The sequence below is a fragment of the Enterobacter sp. RIT637 genome (genome assembly GCF_019718755.1).
In the GTDB taxonomy this organism is placed as follows: domain Bacteria; phylum Pseudomonadota; class Gammaproteobacteria; order Enterobacterales; family Enterobacteriaceae; genus Enterobacter.
The window spans coordinates 1-562 of record NZ_JAIHAZ010000135.1 but is presented as its reverse complement, the minus strand read 5'-3'; the positions used below and the strand labels follow the sequence as shown (position 1 = coordinate 562).

The following is a 562-nucleotide window of genomic DNA, read 5'->3' as shown; positions in this document are numbered from 1 at the left end:
CTGGAGTACAAAAGCGAAGCGGATCGCCTGAAGCAGACACAGACGGCGCTGCGTCACTCCCTTGAGCAGCTCGCCGATGCGCCGCTGGCGCAGCAGGAACCGGCGCTGGTGGCGCGAATCATTCGCCGCAGTAATGAGTTACAGCAAAGCGTCACCGGGATGCTGGAGCGCGGTCAGCGACGTCATCTGGAGCGCAACGCGCTGCTCAGTTCGCTTTATCAAAGCCAAAGTTTTTTACGCCATTTGCAGGATATCAACCGTCGCTTCGGCGACAACGTGCCGGACGCGCGCCACCTGCGCCACGTACTGGTTGATATCGCTGTTTAAAATCGCCACCAGCGCTTTGATGTGGAACATGTACCAGTTGATCGTCAGATCGCTCTCTTCGAGCTGCTTCGAGAGGGGCGCGAGCTTTTGCAGCTCGGCGTTGAAATCGGGCAGCACAAAGTCAATCACCGGCTGGCGGGCGGTCTCTGGCAGCGTGGTGGTTACGGTATTCAGCTGCTGAATGGTAGCGCGCGGCGACGGCGTTTCGATAGCCGCCATAATCAGGCGGTCCATT

At 58.9% G+C, this 562-nt stretch carries 2 pseudogenes; one reads left to right on the top strand and one right to left on the bottom strand.

Annotated elements, in window-relative coordinates:
* A pseudogene (locus tag K5E19_RS23615) lies at positions 1-297 on the top strand (hybrid sensor histidine kinase/response regulator); the annotation flags it as partial.
* Here K5E19_RS23615 and K5E19_RS23610 read toward each other — a convergent pair.
* A pseudogene (locus K5E19_RS23610) lies at positions 235-562 on the bottom strand (hypothetical protein); the annotation flags it as partial. The pseudogenes K5E19_RS23615 and K5E19_RS23610 overlap by 63 nt on opposite strands.